This is a genomic window from Mesorhizobium onobrychidis, from assembly GCF_024707545.1.
Classification (GTDB): Bacteria; Pseudomonadota; Alphaproteobacteria; order Rhizobiales; family Rhizobiaceae; genus Mesorhizobium; species Mesorhizobium onobrychidis.
On the sequence record NZ_CP062229.1, the window covers coordinates 1,244,403 to 1,259,168 of the forward strand.

15 protein-coding genes and 2 pseudogenes are annotated in these 14,766 nt (G+C 61.4%); 16 read left to right on the forward strand and 1 reads right to left on the reverse strand.

What is annotated here, in order from left to right; translation table 11 throughout:
• The first annotated feature begins 338 nt into the window (after nt 1-338).
• The 8 genes and pseudogenes from rcdA (at nt 339) to IHQ72_RS06035 (ending at nt 6,587) form a co-directional block, all read left to right on the forward strand.
• Complete coding sequence (gene rcdA, locus IHQ72_RS06000) at nt 339-869, forward strand: protease adaptor protein RcdA (protein WP_258121600.1); 531 nt, start codon at nt 339-341, stop codon at nt 867-869.
• 232 nt (nt 870-1,101) lie between these two features.
• Nucleotides 1,102-1,614 (forward strand): crossover junction endodeoxyribonuclease RuvC, encoded by a 513-nt coding sequence (gene ruvC / locus IHQ72_RS06005; protein WP_258121601.1) that lies wholly within the window; start codon nt 1,102-1,104, stop codon nt 1,612-1,614.
• Nucleotides 1,615-1,670: 56 nt separating this feature from the next.
• Nucleotides 1,671-1,940 carry an AbrB/MazE/SpoVT family DNA-binding domain-containing protein gene (locus tag IHQ72_RS06010; protein WP_258121602.1) on the forward strand — a complete coding sequence of 90 codons (270 nt, stop codon included), beginning with the start codon at nt 1,671-1,673 and terminating at the stop codon, nt 1,938-1,940.
• Nucleotides 1,918-2,330 (forward strand): annotated as a pseudogene (locus IHQ72_RS37400) (type II toxin-antitoxin system VapC family toxin). The gene IHQ72_RS06010 and the pseudogene IHQ72_RS37400 overlap by 23 nt, the downstream one beginning before the upstream one ends.
• Nucleotides 2,331-2,357: 27 nt before the next feature.
• On the forward strand, nt 2,358-2,978 hold the full coding sequence (gene ruvA, locus IHQ72_RS06020; RefSeq protein WP_258121604.1) for a Holliday junction branch migration protein RuvA: 621 nt from the start codon (nt 2,358-2,360) through the stop codon (nt 2,976-2,978).
• Between the two features lie 43 nt (nt 2,979-3,021).
• On the forward strand, nt 3,022-4,059 hold the full coding sequence (gene ruvB / locus IHQ72_RS06025) for a Holliday junction branch migration DNA helicase RuvB (RefSeq protein WP_027152903.1): 1,038 nt from the start codon (nt 3,022-3,024) through the stop codon (nt 4,057-4,059).
• Between the two features lie 289 nt (nt 4,060-4,348).
• Nucleotides 4,349-5,371 carry a heme-binding protein gene (locus tag IHQ72_RS06030; RefSeq protein ID WP_258121605.1) on the forward strand — a complete coding sequence of 341 codons (1,023 nt, stop codon included), beginning with the start codon at nt 4,349-4,351 and terminating at the stop codon, nt 5,369-5,371.
• A gap of 307 nt (nt 5,372-5,678) precedes the next feature.
• Nucleotides 5,679-6,587 (forward strand): annotated as a pseudogene (locus IHQ72_RS06035) (metallophosphoesterase).
• A gap of 5 nt (nt 6,588-6,592) precedes the next feature.
• On the opposite strand, the gene IHQ72_RS06040 reads toward IHQ72_RS06035, so the two are convergent.
• A complete protein-coding gene (locus IHQ72_RS06040) occupies nt 6,593-7,843 on the reverse strand; it encodes a glycoside hydrolase family 5 protein (protein WP_258121606.1) in 1,251 nt (416 codons plus the stop codon).
• 134 nt (nt 7,844-7,977) lie between these two features.
• Between IHQ72_RS06040 and ybgC the strand changes: the two genes are divergently transcribed.
• The 8 genes from ybgC to ybgF all read left to right on the forward strand — a co-directional run bounded on the left by ybgC (nt 7,978) and on the right by ybgF (nt 14,756).
• Complete coding sequence (gene ybgC, locus IHQ72_RS06045) at nt 7,978-8,451, forward strand: tol-pal system-associated acyl-CoA thioesterase (protein WP_258121607.1); 474 nt, start codon at nt 7,978-7,980, stop codon at nt 8,449-8,451.
• Nucleotides 8,452-8,730: 279 nt separating this feature from the next.
• Nucleotides 8,731-9,441 (forward strand): protein TolQ, encoded by a 711-nt coding sequence (gene tolQ, locus IHQ72_RS06050; RefSeq protein ID WP_029348869.1) that lies wholly within the window; start codon nt 8,731-8,733, stop codon nt 9,439-9,441.
• Between the two features lie 9 nt (nt 9,442-9,450).
• Nucleotides 9,451-9,909, forward strand: a complete 459-nt coding sequence (tolR, locus tag IHQ72_RS06055; RefSeq protein WP_258121608.1) for a protein TolR — start codon at nt 9,451-9,453, stop codon at nt 9,907-9,909.
• A 7-nt stretch (nt 9,910-9,916) separates the two neighbouring features.
• Nucleotides 9,917-11,074, forward strand: coding sequence for a cell envelope integrity protein TolA (tolA, locus tag IHQ72_RS06060; RefSeq protein ID WP_258121609.1), 1,158 nt, complete (start codon nt 9,917-9,919; stop codon nt 11,072-11,074).
• A gap of 67 nt (nt 11,075-11,141) precedes the next feature.
• Nucleotides 11,142-12,425, forward strand: coding sequence for a Tol-Pal system beta propeller repeat protein TolB (gene tolB, locus IHQ72_RS06065; protein WP_258123745.1), 1,284 nt, complete (start codon nt 11,142-11,144; stop codon nt 12,423-12,425).
• 30 nt (nt 12,426-12,455) lie between these two features.
• A complete protein-coding gene (locus tag IHQ72_RS06070; RefSeq protein ID WP_258121610.1) occupies nt 12,456-12,680 on the forward strand; it encodes a four helix bundle protein in 225 nt (74 codons plus the stop codon).
• A gap of 270 nt (nt 12,681-12,950) precedes the next feature.
• Entirely contained in the window at nt 12,951-13,457 is a 507-nt protein-coding gene (gene pal, locus IHQ72_RS06075; RefSeq protein WP_029348860.1) for a peptidoglycan-associated lipoprotein Pal, read from the forward strand.
• A 201-nt stretch (nt 13,458-13,658) separates the two neighbouring features.
• On the forward strand, nt 13,659-14,756 hold the full coding sequence (gene ybgF / locus IHQ72_RS06080; RefSeq protein ID WP_258121611.1) for a tol-pal system protein YbgF: 1,098 nt from the start codon (nt 13,659-13,661) through the stop codon (nt 14,754-14,756).
• Nucleotides 14,757-14,766 lie beyond the last annotated feature (10 nt).

Sequence of the window (14,766 nt, forward strand, 5' to 3'; positions counted from 1 at the left end):
GGGCGACGCTTGTTCAAAAAATATCCGCGCCGTTAAGGCTTCATTAAGCTTTACAGGCGTTTACTATGTGCATCCAGTGATCTGGATTCTTACCGAGTGGTTGGAGCCACTTTGTTTGACGCCTCCCTGTTAAACTCCTGAGAGCCGCCTTATCCGCGGCTCTTTTTTTGTGCGCGATCCGGATTGCCAACGCCTGCGCCGCCATTAACCGTTTGTTAAACATGTGCTTGCCTTCGCCGGCGGCGAAGCGCATTTTCAAGCCTCGGTCATATAGGGTGCAGGGCGTGACGGCGATGACGCCGATTCGGCCGGCTGTAAGGCAAGTGCAGGGCGTATCGATGAACGACTCTTCGAAGGGAAGCGCGAAAACCATCAAGCTGGCGGAGCGCCGGGTTTTCTCCCAATCCTTCAAGCCGCTCTACCAGGAAGGCATGGGCCTGGTCGAGCAGGCGGCCGAATATCTGGACGGCAACGGCCGGGCCGAAGCGAAGAAACTGTCCAGGCTGGCGGCGACGCTCTATGCGGCCGAGTCGATGCGACTGACCACGAGGCTGATGCAGGTCGCCTCCTGGCTGCTTTTGCAGCGCGCGGCGAATTCCGGCGAGATGACCCGCGATCAGGTTGCTTCCGAAAAATCCAAGGTGCGTCTCGACACCGCTTCCGCCAACAACGATGCCGCAGGCTGGGTCGAACTGCCCAAGGATTTTCTTGATCTCGTCAACCGTTCGCTGCGCCTGCAGGCGCTGGTGCGTCGCATGGACGAGGAAATCTACGGCAGCGCCGTGGCCGAGGTCTCGCCATCCGGCCACCCCGTCAATCCGGTTTCCGATCAGATCACGCTGCTGAACACGGCTTTCGCCCGCGGCTGAGAGACTGTTTGGAAACTTTACTCCGGCGGCCATCTGACTGCGCTTTCTGCGCTTCCGGTGCTCACGGACCCAAATGTCCGCTCCGCTCCGGTTCTCGAAACCACCACCATATGACTCGCCGGAGCGACTTTCGAAACGGCCTCTTAGAGGCTCTCCTGGACGTAGCCAGAACCTGTTTCTGGTTTGTTCACATTTCGCTGGCATCGCTGTCCGTCAAGGGTAAACTCGGCGGATGGGGGAAACGATTCGCATCATCGGCATCGATCCGGGGCTGAGGCGCACCGGCTGGGGCATCGTCGAGAGCCTCGGCAATTCGCTGCGCTTCGTCGCCTCCGGCACCGTGCGTTCCGACGACAAGGCGGCGCTGGCGACACGGCTTTGCCAGTTGCATGACGGGCTTGCCGAGATCCTGCATACCGCCATGCCGCACGAGGCAGCGGTCGAGCAGACTTTCGTCAACAAGGATGCGGCCGCGACGCTGAAGCTTGGCCAGGCGCGCGGCATCGCCATGCTGGTGCCGGCGCTGGCCGGTCTGGTCGTTGCCGAATATGCGCCCAACGCCGTCAAGAAGGCGGTGATCGGCGTCGGCCATGGCGACAAGAAACAGATCCACATGATGGTCAAGGTGCTGATGCCGAAGGCGACGTTCGACACCGACGATGCCGCCGACGCGCTGGCCATTGCCATCTGCCACGCGCATCACCGGCAGAGTGTTGTCTATAGGATGGCGGCGCTGGCCGGATGAGTTTGTTCTTGACTTGTTCTCAGGCCGGCAATAAGTAATACCTGCGAGGTATTACCATGCGAGTGACAACCAAAGGACAGGTGACGATCCCGAAAGAGATACGGGATCGCCTGGGCATCGGCCCAGGCTCGGAGGTGGAGTTCTTGCCCACCGAGGACGGCGTCCGTGTTGTTGCGGTCAACGAAAACATTTCCGAAGAAGAGGTTTCCCGTAGATTCAGCCGGATTCTCGATCAAATGGCCGGTACGTTGGATCTGGGAGGGATGACGACGGACGAGTATATGGAGTGGCTGAGGGGTCCACGTGAAGATCTCGACATTGATTGACATGTCCTGATCGACGTTTGGGGTCCCGCCGGACGGGAGACGAAGTGGTCGGCGTCGGCGATCACCGCATGCCGGCGCGATGGCGCACTCGTTATCAACACAATCGTCTGGTCTGAACTCGCGCCGCTGATAGCGGAGGCGGCCCTTCGTAAAGCAGTCGAGACGCTCAAGATGGATCGCGAATTCTTGCCTTGGGAGGCGGCATTCCTTGCCGGCGTCACGCATTCCCGCTATCGCCGCGCTGGCGGGGTCCGCGAACAAATGCTGCCGGATTTCTTCATTGGAGCCCATGCGGTTGTCGCCGGACATCGTCTGCTGACGCGCGAAGCCGCGCGTTATCGCAGCTACTTCCCGGACCTCGACATCATGTCTCCCGAAACCCATCCATGAGGGCCTTGTATACATGAGAGCTTTGGCATGATCGGCAAGCTCAAAGGCACGCTGGACGAAATCGACGAGGATTTCTGCATCATCGACGTGCATGGCGTCGGCTATGTCGCCCACTGCTCGGCGCGCACGCTGGCCGCCTTACCGGCCCCCGGCGAGGCGGTGGTGCTGTTCATCGAAACCTATGTCCGCGAGGACATGCTGCGGCTTTACGGTTTCCAGTCGGTGCTGGAGCGCGAATGGTTCCGGCTGTTGATGAGCAATGTGCAGGGTGTTGGCGCCAAGGTGGCGCTGGCTATTCTCTCGACCCTGGCGCCGGCCGATCTCGCTAATGCCATCGCGCTGCGTGATATTGCTATGGTCAGCCGCGCGCCAGGCGTCGGCAAAAAGGTGGCCGAGCGCATCGTCACCGAACTGAAGAACAAGGCGCCAGCCTATGCGGGCACTGCCTCTGGCACGATTGGCCTAAAGCAGGAGCTCGGCGATGGCGTCGCGCCGGCGCCGTTCACCGACGCCGTCTCGGCGCTGGTCAATCTCGGCTATTCGCGCGATACCGCCGCCAATGCGGTGGCGGCGGCGCTGAAGAGCGCCGGCGAGGATGCGGATGCTTCGAAGCTTATTCGATTCGGGCTGAAGGAGCTGGCGCGGTGAGTCTGCGCTTGTCCCGTTCCCTGCCCTGTGCAAGGAAGGCCGCATGAGCCTTTCGCCACGCCTCATTGCTCCCGACAAGCGCGGCGAGGATGCCGAGCAGACCTTGCGGCCGCAGACGCTCGGCGACTTCGTCGGCCAAGCGGCGGTTCGGGCCAATCTCAAAGTGTTCATCGAGGCTGCCAAGGGCCGCAGCGAGGCGCTTGACCACGTGCTGTTCGTCGGGCCGCCCGGCCTCGGCAAGACGACGCTGGCGCAGATCATGGCGCGTGAGCTCGGTGTCAATTTCCGCTCGACCTCCGGTCCGGTCATCGCCAAGGCCGGCGATCTCGCAGCGCTGCTCACCAATCTCGAAGACCGCGACGTGCTGTTCATCGACGAGATCCACCGGCTCAACCCGGCGGTCGAGGAAATTCTCTATCCGGCGATGGAGGATTTCCAGCTCGACCTGATCATCGGCGAAGGGCCGGCGGCGCGCTCGGTCAAGATCGATCTTGCCCGCTTCACCCTCGTCGCCGCTACCACCCGGCTCGGCCTTTTGACCAATCCGCTGCGCGACCGCTTCGGCATCCCGGTCCGTCTCAATTTCTACTCCGTCGAGGAACTGGAGCAGATCGTGCGGCGCGGCGCCCGCATCCTTGCCATGCCGCTCGGCGACGATGGCGCGCTGGAGATCGCGCGACGCGCGCGTGGGACACCGCGCATCGCCGGCCGCCTTTTGCGCCGCGTGCGTGATTTTGCATCAGTCGCCGGCGACGGTCATGTCGATCGCCAGATCGCCGACGAGGCGCTGACGCGGCTCGAGGTCGACGCGCTCGGCCTCGACGCGCTCGACCGCCGCTATCTTTCGATGATCGCGCGGAATTTTGGCGGCGGGCCGGTCGGCATCGAGACCATTGCGGCAGGGCTTTCCGAGCCGCGCGACGCCATCGAGGACATCATAGAGCCCTATCTGATCCAGCAGGGTTTTATTCAGCGCACGCCGCGCGGCCGCGTGCTGACCGCCAATGCCTGGCGGCATCTCGGACTCGACGCGCCGAAGGATCTGGCGCAGCAGCAGATCAGCCTGTTCCAGGAGGAATGACGAAGTCTGCAGGCGCCTCTCAGTCGCGAATGCTTCTGTGTCTTCGTCGGATCCAAGGTGATGAATGACAAGGATTATAATCCTCATCATGCTGCTCGTTTCTTAACCATAGAAGTTCAGTCAAATTTCGATTTGACTTTTTTCAAATAGTATAGCGTTATTTCAGGCGCCGCGTAATATGCGACATTAAGCGCTCACGCATAACTATGCATTGAAGTCCTGGCTTTCTACGCCGCTGACAGCGGCGAAGAAGTATATTGTCAATTGTTCAATATGGCAGGGGGAAGCTATGATTGCAGCAAGCAGAGTGACCGAGCTTAAGACAGAACCCCGCTACATCGATATCGCCAGACAGGGTGATAGCGATCTCGATGTACTCAAGTTACTTCCTGGAACGTGGAAGAATGACCCGGGCATGAAGGGGCGCGGCTGGAATGCGATCGCTTTGCCATTCGCTTCATCGGGCAGCGGGATCGACTACCGGCTCCTGGTCAATCAATATGATGAGGTGCTCAAATTCACTTTGGTGGACAAGGGCGTCAAGAATCGCGGCATCCAGAGGAACGGAACTTCGATCAACACCGACCAGGTCGTGGTCGCACTGGATTACGAGCAACGGATCGAGCAGTTGCTTGCCGACGATTTTCCGGCGAGCGGCCTGCAGGGAGATCCGAACACGACGATTCACCACGAGCCGGGCCTTTGGTTGTTCATGACCAATGAGGCAGAGAAAACCAGCAACATTGGACGCCTTGGGACCATTCCGCACGGCGACTCACTGCTTGCATTGGGTGCGGGCGAGGTCACCAACGGGCCACCGACAATTCCGCCAATCAATGGATTGCCGATAGGCGTCAATCAGAATCTCACCAGTCCCTATCTGGCGCCCTACAATCATTTTCATCTCGCTCCGTTCAAGGGTGTTGTGGCGGATCCCACCTTTCCGGGTTTCGATCCGGTAAAGCCACATCTGCTTCTTGTCGGCGGCGCTCCGGGAACCGTAACCAGAACGACAAAGCTGCAGGTCAGCACGACTGTCGAGACCGCCGGGATCGTCAATATTCCCTTCATCGTAAGGCAGGCCAACGCGGCCGAAATGATTTCGACTTTCTGGATAATGGAATTGGACGAGCTGACGCCCGCGGGAACGCCGCGCCTCATTCTGCAATATCTGCAAATCGTGCTTCTCGATTTCTTCCCGCGTCGCGATGGTCTGCCGGGCCTGATAAGATGGCCCCATGTCAGCATCAACACGATGGAGAAGGTCGCGGATGCCGACGCAATGAAGACAGCGGCGCCAGCCACGCCCTGATGCATGTCACCCAAAAGTGCGCAGCGGTTTTGGGGCAACGACATGCATAGAAACAAACATTTGAAGCGCGTCGCATGAATCCTTTCAAACGCGGCGCGCTTTGAGCCTGGTCCATCCCGACAGCGGGATGGGGCTCTATCTCAATGTTTGAGCACCGGATTTTCCCAAAACCGGTACCCACTTTTGGGTCCGATGCTTTAGCTGCGCAAAATCTCCTAATCCTGGTCAGCTTGCCGGCACATTTGCGGATTTTAACGCGAAGCCTCGCGCTGTGGGACGACGATCCCGCGAACGACGGAGCTGAGCGATGATCACCAGACGTGGCTTCCTGCGCCTCATCGGCGGTTCGTTCTTATCGGCCGTGTCGCTCAGCGCTTATGCGGTTGGCCTGGAGCCGATGTTGCTGACGCATGTAAAGCGCTATTCATTGACGCCGCCAAACTGGCCTGCAGGATTGCGGCTTCGCGTTGTCGCTCTCGCCGATATTCATGCTTGCCGGCCATGGATGACGCCGGAGCGGATTAAGTCGCTTGCCGAACGGGCGAACGCCCTGCAGCCGGATCTGATTGTCCTGCTTGGCGACTATGCATCCGGCACTCGCCTGGTGACGGACTAGGTGGATTCCTCCGAATGGGCGCCGGCCTTGTCCGGTCTGAAGGCGCCGCTCGGCGTGTGGTCGATCCTTGGCAATCACGACTGGTGGGAGGACCTTTCCGCGCAAAAAGCCGGGTTGGGGCCGACGGTGGCGCGCAGGGCGCTCGAGAGCGCCGGTATCCCGGTCTTAGAAAACGATGTCGTCCGCCTGGAAAAGGACGGGCATGGCTTCTGGGTCGCCGGACTTGCGGACCAACTTGCGCTGCGGCCGGGCAAAGCCTGGGGCCGCAGCAGATTCAAAGGACTGGACGACCTGCATGGCACGCTGGCAAAGGTAAGCGACAAGGCTCCCGTTATTCTGCTCGCTCATGAGCCGGACATATTTCCCAAGGTCCCGTCACGGATATCGTTGACCCTTTCGGGCCATACCCATGGCGGACAGGTGCGGTTGCTCGGCTATTCTCCGGTCGTGCCATCCCGCTTCGGCAACCGTTTTGCCTATGGCCATGTCGTGGAGGAGAACCGCAACCTGATCGTCTCCGGAGGCCTCGGCTTCAGCATCCTGCCGGTGCGTTTTGGGATGCGCCCAGAGATTCTTTCGATCGAACTGGGTTCAGCCTGAACCGCTCAATGAAGGGACTTGATCATCTCCATCACATCCGGCTCTGCCTTGTCGCCGTCAAAAGCGTCGACGATGCCGAAGGCGCCGCCATAGCTCCAGACCGACCATGCGAAGCCATGGGCTTCGGCGCGCGCGATCATGTCCCTGACATAAGCGGCGCGGTATTCGGCCGGCATCACATAGGCATTGCCGTATTCCTGGCGGATCATGCCGAATTCGCCCAATGTGATGTTCTCCGGCTTGATGCCGTTGGCCTTTGCCCAGGCTTCGACCCTGGTGAACGGCGCATCCATCGTCTCGAGCAGCTTCTCGTCCGTATCGATGCTGGCGACCTGCTCGTCGAGATAGGCAAGCAGACCGCTTTGCCGCGTCCATGGCGCCTCGGCCTTGATCCTTGCCCGGATCGTGTCGAGCGTAGCATCCAGCTGGGCGCGCGGGACGGCGCTGAGCGGATATGGCAGGCCGATCACGTAGGGGATGAAGTCGCCGGCCCAGGTCGCGCCCTGGTGGGTCAGCAGGAACGGCTCGTGCGAGTGAAAAGTCCAGATGACGTTGTCGTCCGGGATCGCCTTCGGATCGATCTTTGCCAGCGATGCCGCATTGGAATAGCAGGCGCCGGTCAGGATCAGGGTGAGCTTGGTGGCCGACGAACGCGCCGCCGCGAACAGTCTCTGCTGGCGCTCCGGCCAGAGGCCGGTGCCGTCGGCGTCACAGTCGACGACCGGCTCGTTCATCGGCTCGAAAGCGACTTGGCGCGGATCCTCATCGGCCAGCGTGCGCGCCATCTTGCGCACCATTTCGACATAGGCGTCGAACATTTGTGGATCGTCCATCACCTCGCCCATGCCGACCTTGCGGCTGCTGCCGCTGGGGATCAGATGCATGTCGACGATCACTTTCAGTCTGGCACGGTTGATCGTGCGCACCGAGCCCAGCACGCTGGCATAGAGCTCGTCGCGCAGCGCCAGCGCCTCGCCGGACAGGAACGGCGACGGATCGACCGGCATGCGCAGGAAATCGAAGCCGGCGCTCTTCAGCGCCTTAAGGTCATCGTCGTTAAGGAATTTGCGCCATTCCGGATAGGGCAGGATTGCCTGCGGGTCGCTCCATTTGTCCTCGCCCGGCCAGGTCGTCCATTGGTCAAGATTGAGGCCGCGCTTCATCGAAAAACTGGCTGCCTGGCCCGGCAGCACCAGCGCGGCCAGCACAAGCAGCGCCGCCATCAGGGTCTTGATCATCCCGGTCAACAATGCCATCGGGGTTAATGCGCCAAGTTAATGCGTGTCGCCCAAAAGTGTGTAGCGGTTTTTGGACAACGACACGCACGGAAACAATTACCTAAAGCGCGTCGCGCTTCAGGTGCCCGGTCAGGCCCGAAAAGGAAAGCGCAATGGACGATCATGGTGAATCGGCGACGCTCTGCGCCGGGCTTTCCGGCGCGCTGACGGAATTCGGCCACCGGCTGATGGCGCGGGTCTATTATGCCGACACCGATTTCTCCGGCGTCGTCTACCACGCGCGCTATCTCGAATTCTTCGAGCGTGGCCGTTCCGATTATCTCAGGCTTGCCGGCGTCCATCACACCGAGCTCGCCGAGGGCAAGCATGGCGAAAAAATAGTCTGGGTGGTGCGGCGCATGGAGATCGACTTCCGTGGATCCGCCCGCATGGACGACATCCTGACCATCGAGACGCGCACCGAGGACATTTCGGGCGCCCGCATCTTCATGGCGCAGCAGCTGAAGCGCGGCGGCGAGGTGCTGGTCGAGGCGCGGGTCGAGGCGGCGATCATCGGCGAGAATGGCCGGCCAAGACGTTTTCCGAAGGAATGGATCGCAGCCTTCATACCGAACGCAAATCGGTAAGTTACTGACGCCGGTGATCCGCTGACGATGCCGGGCGGCTCGCCCAAGGCGCGGCAATGCGCCGCGCTGTACGTCCTAACCCATCCTTAACCATAACGGTTCATGAAGAGGGTGGTGAAGATTGGAGGAATCCAGCGCCTTCCTTTCACCAACATTTTCCCCGAAAAGGCCGCCAACGGTGCATTTTGGGGTTATTCCGCAAGCGTTGCGCAAACGGACCACAAGGGATGCCCATGGGCCAGCCGCCAGCCGTGCCCGGAAAATCTTAAGGACGTAACCATGGAAAATATCGCACTCGCCGAACCGGGCGCGCATTTGTCGATTTGGGCGCTGTTCATGCAGGCCGGCTGGGTGGTCAAGCTGGTCATGATCGGGCTGCTCTGCGCCTCGATCTGGACCTGGGCGATCATCGTCGACAAGCTCGTCGCCTATGGCCGCATGCGGCTCGCGCTCAATCGCTTCGAACAGGTGTTCTGGTCCGGGCAGTCGCTGGAGGAGCTCTACCGCACCCTCGCCGACCGCAAGACCACAGGCATGGGCGCCATCTTCGTCGCCGCCATGCGCGAATGGAAGAAGAGCTTCGAGAAGGGCGCGAAATCGCCGCTCGGCCTGCAGACCCGCATCGACAAGGCGATGGACCTAGCGCTGACCCGCGAAATGGAAAAGCTGGAAGGACGGCTTGGCTTTCTCGCCACCACCGGCTCGGCGGCGCCCTTCATCGGCCTGTTCGGCACCGTGATCGGCATCATGACCTCGTTCCAGGCGATCGCCGCATCCAAGAATACCAGCCTGTCGGTGGTCGCACCCGGCATTGCCGAAGCGCTGCTGGCCACGGCAATAGGCCTGCTCGCGGCTATCCCCGCTGTCATCGCCTACAACAAGCTGTCGTCGGACGCGAGCAAGATCGCCGTGCGCATGGAAGGGTTCGCGGACGAGTTCTCCGCCATACTCTCGCGCCAAATCGATGAAAAAGTCGCGCAGAAGACCTGAGGAACAATCATGGGAATGTCTGTAGGCGCGGGTGGCGGAGGACGCGGTGGTCGCGGCCACAGGCGGCGCGGCCGCCATCACGCGATGATATCGGAAATCAACGTCACGCCGATGGTCGACGTGATGCTGGTGCTGTTGATCATCTTCATGGTCGCGGCGCCATTGCTGACGGTCGGCGTGCCGATCGACCTGCCGGACACACAGGCCAAGGCGATGAACGCCGATACACAGCCTATAACCGTGTCCATCAACCCGGTCGGCCAGATTTACCTGCAGGAAACTGAGATCCCGATCGAGGAACTGGTGGCGAAGCTGCAGGCGATCTCCAAGACCGGCTACGACGAGCGCATTTTCATCAGGGGTGACAAGGCGACGGATTACGGGACGGCCATGAAGGTGATGGCCCGCATCTCGGCCGCCGGCTACAAGAATATCGGCCTGGTTTCACTGCAGGAACAGGATCAATAGACGCAAGATGAGGACCGGCCTCACCACATCGGTGATCTTGCATGCGGTCGTGATCGGCTTCGGCCTGTTCACGCTGTCGGCGCCGGCTGCATTGCCGGCGTCCGATGCCGAGTCGCTGGCGGTCGAAATCGTGCCGATGGAAGCGATCGCGCAAATACAGAAAGGCGACAAGAAAGCTGCGGTGAGTGAAAAGCCGGCTCCATTGCCGACCCAGCGCCCGGACATCGTTCCCGACGCGCAGACGGTCGGCGACAACAGCGTCGATACCGACAAGCCGCCGACGCCGGAACCCAAGCCCCAGCCGGTCGATAAGGCTGAGGCGCCGCCGCCCGCGCCGACGCCGAAAGAGAAGCCAAAGCCCGAGGATGTGCCGAAGCCGAAGGAGCAGCCCAAGCCTGTCCCGGCGACCGAGGTCGCACCGGTGCCGCAGCCGAAGGAAGAGGTCAAGCCCGAGCCGGTCAAGCAGGCGGAGCCAAAACCGACTCCGGCCAAGGAACCGGCGCCGACGCCGCCGCAGGACAAGACCGCCGCCATCGACCCGAAGCCTGAGGTCAAGCCGGACGCCGTCGCCGAAGCGATTGCCAAGGAACCGCCAACCGAGGAGACGCAGCTTCCGGACTCTGCGCCGGCCCCGCAGGCGCGGCCAAAGCCGCAGCCGGCCCAGGCCGAAAGCGCCAAGGCACCCGAGCGCAAGGACGCCGACAAGCCGGTCAAGGAAGCCTCGTCAAAGCCGAAATCTGAAGACAAGCAGTTCAACGCCGACGAGATTTCGGCGCTGCTCGACAAGCGGAAGCCGTCCGGCGGCGGCGCCAAGCGTTCGACCCAGCAGGCGTCGCTCGGCGCCGACAAGGATCAGGGCCAGAAGCTTTCAAGGTCGGAGCAGGGGGCGTTGGAGGCCCAGCTTGGTGGTTGCTGGACACTGCCGGTAGGGCTCGAGGGTTCCGAGAATTTCATCGTCGTAGTCCGGTTCAACCTGGACGCCTCCGGCAAGCTGGACGGACGGCCATCCGTCGAAAAGTCGAGCGGAAACCGCCCGTTCGACGAAAGTGCCGTGCGCGCGGTTCAGAAATGCGATGTGGCCGGCCTGCAGGTTCCCGCAGGCAAACAAGACATCTGGGCCGACGTCCGGGTCACGTTCGATCCGAGGGAGATGCTGGGCCTGTAGGCCCGGCGCCCGTAGAATCATTGAAGAGAAGCGAGAAGACATGAAATCCATCCTCAAGCCGCTCCTGATGATCGTAGCGATGGCGCTGGGCATGACTGCCGCCGCCACCTTGCCGGCGCGGGCGCTCGTTGAGCTCAACGTCAACAAAGGCAATGTCGAGCCGCTGCCGATCGCCATCACCGATTTCCAGGGCGGCGATGCGTTGGGCGCGGAGATTTCCGACATCGTCAGCGCAGACCTGAAACGCTCCGGCCTGTTCGCGCCGATCGACAAGAGCGCCTTCATCGAAAAGATCTCGAACCCGGATGCCACGCCTCGCTTCGAGGACTGGAAGGTGATCAACGCCCAGGCGCTGGTCACTGGCAGCGTCAGCAAGGAGGCCGATGGCCGCGTCCGCGCCCAGTACAGGCTGTGGGACACCTTTGCCGGCCAGCAGATGTCAGGCGAGCAGTTCTTCGCCAACGACGCCAATACGAGGCGTGTCGCCCATATCATCGCCGACAAGATCTATGAACGGCTGACCGGCGAGAAGGGCTATTTCGACACGCGCGTCGTCTTCATCGACGAATCGGGCGCAAAGAACGCGCGCAAGAAGCGCCTCGCCATCATGGACCAGGACGGCGCCAACGTCCGCTATCTGTCGGATGGAAGGTCGATCGTGCTGACCCCGCGTTTCTCGCCAAACCGGCAGGAAATCACCTACATGTCCTATGAAAGCGGCCAGCCGAAGGTCTATCTGCTGCAGATCGAGACAGGGCAGCGCGAACTGGTCGGCGACTTTCCCGGCATGACCTTTGCGCCGCGCTTTTCGCCCGACGGCCAGAAGGTGATCATGAGCCTGCTGCGCGACGACGGCAATTCCAACATCTTCGCCATGGATTTGAGAAGCCGCTCGACGACCAGGCTCACCAATTCGACGGCCATCGACACCTCGCCGTCCTATTCGCCGGATGGCAGCAAGGTGGTGTTCACCTCCGACCGCGGCGGCCGCGCGCAGATCTATGTGATGGGCGCCGACGGTTCGGGCCAGACCCGCATCTCTTTCGGCGACGGTGTCTATTCGACGCCGGTGTGGTCGCCGCGCGGCGACCTCATCGCCTTCACCAAGCAGACCGCCGGCGAATTCCAGATCGGCGTCATGCGCATCGACGGTTCGGGCGAGCGCATCCTTTCAACCGGCTTCCAGCAGGAGGGGCCGACCTGGGCGCCCAACGGTCGGGTGCTGATGTTCTTCCGCGATTCAGCCGGCGGGCCGAAACTCGTTTCGGTCGATCTCACCGGCCGCAACGAACAGTCGATCCCGACCTCGAATTTCGCGTCGGACCCGGCCTGGTCGCCGCTGCTCGAGTGAGAGGAATTGGAGAAATGAAGAATTGAAGAGATGGAGAAAACCGGAAGCTATATTAAGCGAGCGAGGGATCTAGAGGTCTATAAGCGCGCTTATGCGGTTTCTCTGGACGTGCACGGAGCCACGCTTGCTTTCCCGAAAATGGAGCAATACGCACTGGCCGATCGTATGCGTTCGACCTTGAATACATCACGCAAGCTGCCGTCCCATGCCCACATCTATGGGATGCTGGTGAATCTGAGAGAGAAGCTAAAGTGACCTCTCTCTTCAGTTCTTCGATTCCTCAACTCTTCAATTCGCTCTTTCCACGGCCTGGTCGCGTTTTAGCCGCATTTCCGCCTACGGTCCGCGCGCATCGTTGCCCCCTCGGATGGCCCCCTCGGATGGCCCCCTCTGGTGGCCCTCTGGCAAAACGGCTGCGGACGGCAGCCGAAACCAAATTTTAACCGTGTTTCTTGAACGTCGGTTAACCCAAACGTGGTTACTGGACGATCAACGAAATCACTCGAATTGCGAAGGAGAGGCGGCATGGGCCGTATCGCAGCACTTACCAGAAACCCGGTGATGATCGCGCTGGTGGCGTCGCTCGCCATCGCCGGTTGCGCCTCGAAGAAGACCCCGAACAGCGCCGCCGATCTCGGTCTCAGCGGCGCCGGGGCGGCAACGCCCGGATCGGCCCAGGACTTCACCGTCAACATCGGCGACCGCATCTTCTTCGACACGGATTCGTCCTCGATCCGTGCCGACGCGCAGACGACGCTTTCGCGCCAGGCGCAGTGGCTGAACCAGTATAGGCAGTATGCCATCGTCATCGAAGGCCATGCCGACGAGCGCGGCACGCGCGAATACAATCTGGCGCTCGGCGCCCGCCGCGCCGCCGCCACCCGCGACTTTCTCGTCGCCAGGGGTGTTTCCGCCCAGCGCCTGAAGACCATTTCCTACGGCAAGGAGCGTCCGGTCGCGGTTTGCGACGACATCTCCTGCTGGTCGCAGAACCGCCGCGCCGTCACCACGATCAGCGGCGCCGGTTCTTGATCGGCAATTCTTGATCGGCAGAAATGCAACACATATGTGCGAAAGGCGGCCGCGGCCGCCTTTTTCATGTCCGGCGCCCGGATATGGGACTTGAAACAAAATTTGGCCGAAGTCCTGCGTCCTGGTAAGAGCCGAGGCGCCTGACGGTCCGACTCCGATCGGAAGGCATGCAACAGGCAAACAATTCACGGCGAGAGGCACATGCATTTCAGATCGGTCTTGAGCGGCACGCTTGCGCTGCTGCTCGTATCAAGCGTCGCTGCACTTGCTGGCGGTACCGGGGCAAGCAGCAACGAGCAAGCTGCAGAAAAAAGCGGTTTTTCCTTCCGCCTGCCGACGCTCGGCATTTTCGGCGAAAAAAAGAAACCGGATCAGGTTCAATTTGCGCAGGATGGCACTACGGCGCTCGAGGAACAACTCCGGCAAATGAACGGCAAGATCGAGGAGCTCAACTTCCAGGTGCTGCAGATGCAGGAGCAGATCCGCAAGCAGCAGGAAGACAATGAGTTCCGCTTCCAGCAGTTGGAAGGCGGTTCGCAAGGCGCGCAGCAACCAGCCGAGCAGAAAAAGTCGGACGCCACCACCAACCCCGACAGCAGCGTCGCCGAGGCTCCGGCGACGCACGCTCCGGCCGACGCGGGCACACCGCCCGCCGACGGCCAGGGCGGTGAGGTCATCGTTGAGTCGCCGACGGGCGAACCCGGCACGGTGATCCCGGGCACGCCGCCGAAGACGTTCGGCACCATCACCGTCGACAAGAACGGCAATGTGATCGACGCCGACGGCAACACGCAGGCACATGCACCGGCGCAGAACACCGCTCCTGCTACCGGCGCCCAAGGCGCCGGCGACCAGGCCGCCGGCACGCAGGCCGGCAAGTCCGACGATACGGTGGTCGCGGCGCTGCCCGCCACCGACGACCCGGAGGAGCTTTACCGCAATTCGTATCAGTTCATCCTGTCGGGCGACTACGGCACTGCCGAACAGGGTTTTCGCGATCACATCGCCCGCTTCCCCAAGGACGCCAAGACGGCGGACGCGCATTACTGGCTAGGTGAGTCGCTGCTTGGCCAGCAGAAATACCGCGACGCGGCCGAGACTTTCCTTGCCGCCAGCAAGGATTATCCGAAGGCCAAGAAGGCTCCCGACATGCTGCTGAAGCTCGGCGTGTCGCTCGTCGGATTGAACCAGCGCGACGTGGCCTGCGCCACTTTCGGCGAGATCGGCAAGCGCTACCCCAACGTTTCCGGCGCGCTCAAGGAACGCGTCAAGCAGGAAAGGGCGCTCGCGGCGTGCTAGTTTTTTTCTT

Excerpts from the sequence above, each read along its gene's own strand:
- ybgF (WP_258121611.1), top strand. The coding sequence starts at position 13,659 with ATGCATTTCAGATCGGTCTTGAGCGGCACGCTTGCGCTGCTGCTCGTA.
- pal (WP_029348860.1), top strand. The coding sequence starts at position 12,951 with ATGGGCCGTATCGCAGCACTTACCAGAAACCCGGTGATGATCGCGCTG.
- ruvB (WP_027152903.1), top strand. The coding sequence starts at position 3,022 with ATGAGCCTTTCGCCACGCCTCATTGCTCCCGACAAGCGCGGCGAGGAT.
- tolQ (WP_029348869.1), top strand. The coding sequence starts at position 8,731 with ATGGAAAATATCGCACTCGCCGAACCGGGCGCGCATTTGTCGATTTGG.
- IHQ72_RS06070 (WP_258121610.1), top strand. The coding sequence starts at position 12,456 with ATGGAGAAAACCGGAAGCTATATTAAGCGAGCGAGGGATCTAGAGGTC.
- IHQ72_RS06030 (WP_258121605.1), top strand. The coding sequence starts at position 4,349 with ATGATTGCAGCAAGCAGAGTGACCGAGCTTAAGACAGAACCCCGCTAC.
- IHQ72_RS06040 (WP_258121606.1), bottom strand. The coding sequence starts at position 7,843 with ATGGCATTGTTGACCGGGATGATCAAGACCCTGATGGCGGCGCTGCTT.
- ruvC (WP_258121601.1), top strand. The coding sequence starts at position 1,102 with ATGGGGGAAACGATTCGCATCATCGGCATCGATCCGGGGCTGAGGCGC.
- rcdA (WP_258121600.1), top strand. The coding sequence starts at position 339 with ATGAACGACTCTTCGAAGGGAAGCGCGAAAACCATCAAGCTGGCGGAG.
- IHQ72_RS06010 (WP_258121602.1), top strand. The coding sequence starts at position 1,671 with ATGCGAGTGACAACCAAAGGACAGGTGACGATCCCGAAAGAGATACGG.
- ybgC (WP_258121607.1), top strand. The coding sequence starts at position 7,978 with ATGGACGATCATGGTGAATCGGCGACGCTCTGCGCCGGGCTTTCCGGC.
- tolA (WP_258121609.1), top strand. The coding sequence starts at position 9,917 with ATGAGGACCGGCCTCACCACATCGGTGATCTTGCATGCGGTCGTGATC.
- tolR (WP_258121608.1), top strand. The coding sequence starts at position 9,451 with ATGGGAATGTCTGTAGGCGCGGGTGGCGGAGGACGCGGTGGTCGCGGC.
- ruvA (WP_258121604.1), top strand. The coding sequence starts at position 2,358 with ATGATCGGCAAGCTCAAAGGCACGCTGGACGAAATCGACGAGGATTTC.
- tolB (WP_258123745.1), top strand. The coding sequence starts at position 11,142 with ATGATCGTAGCGATGGCGCTGGGCATGACTGCCGCCGCCACCTTGCCG.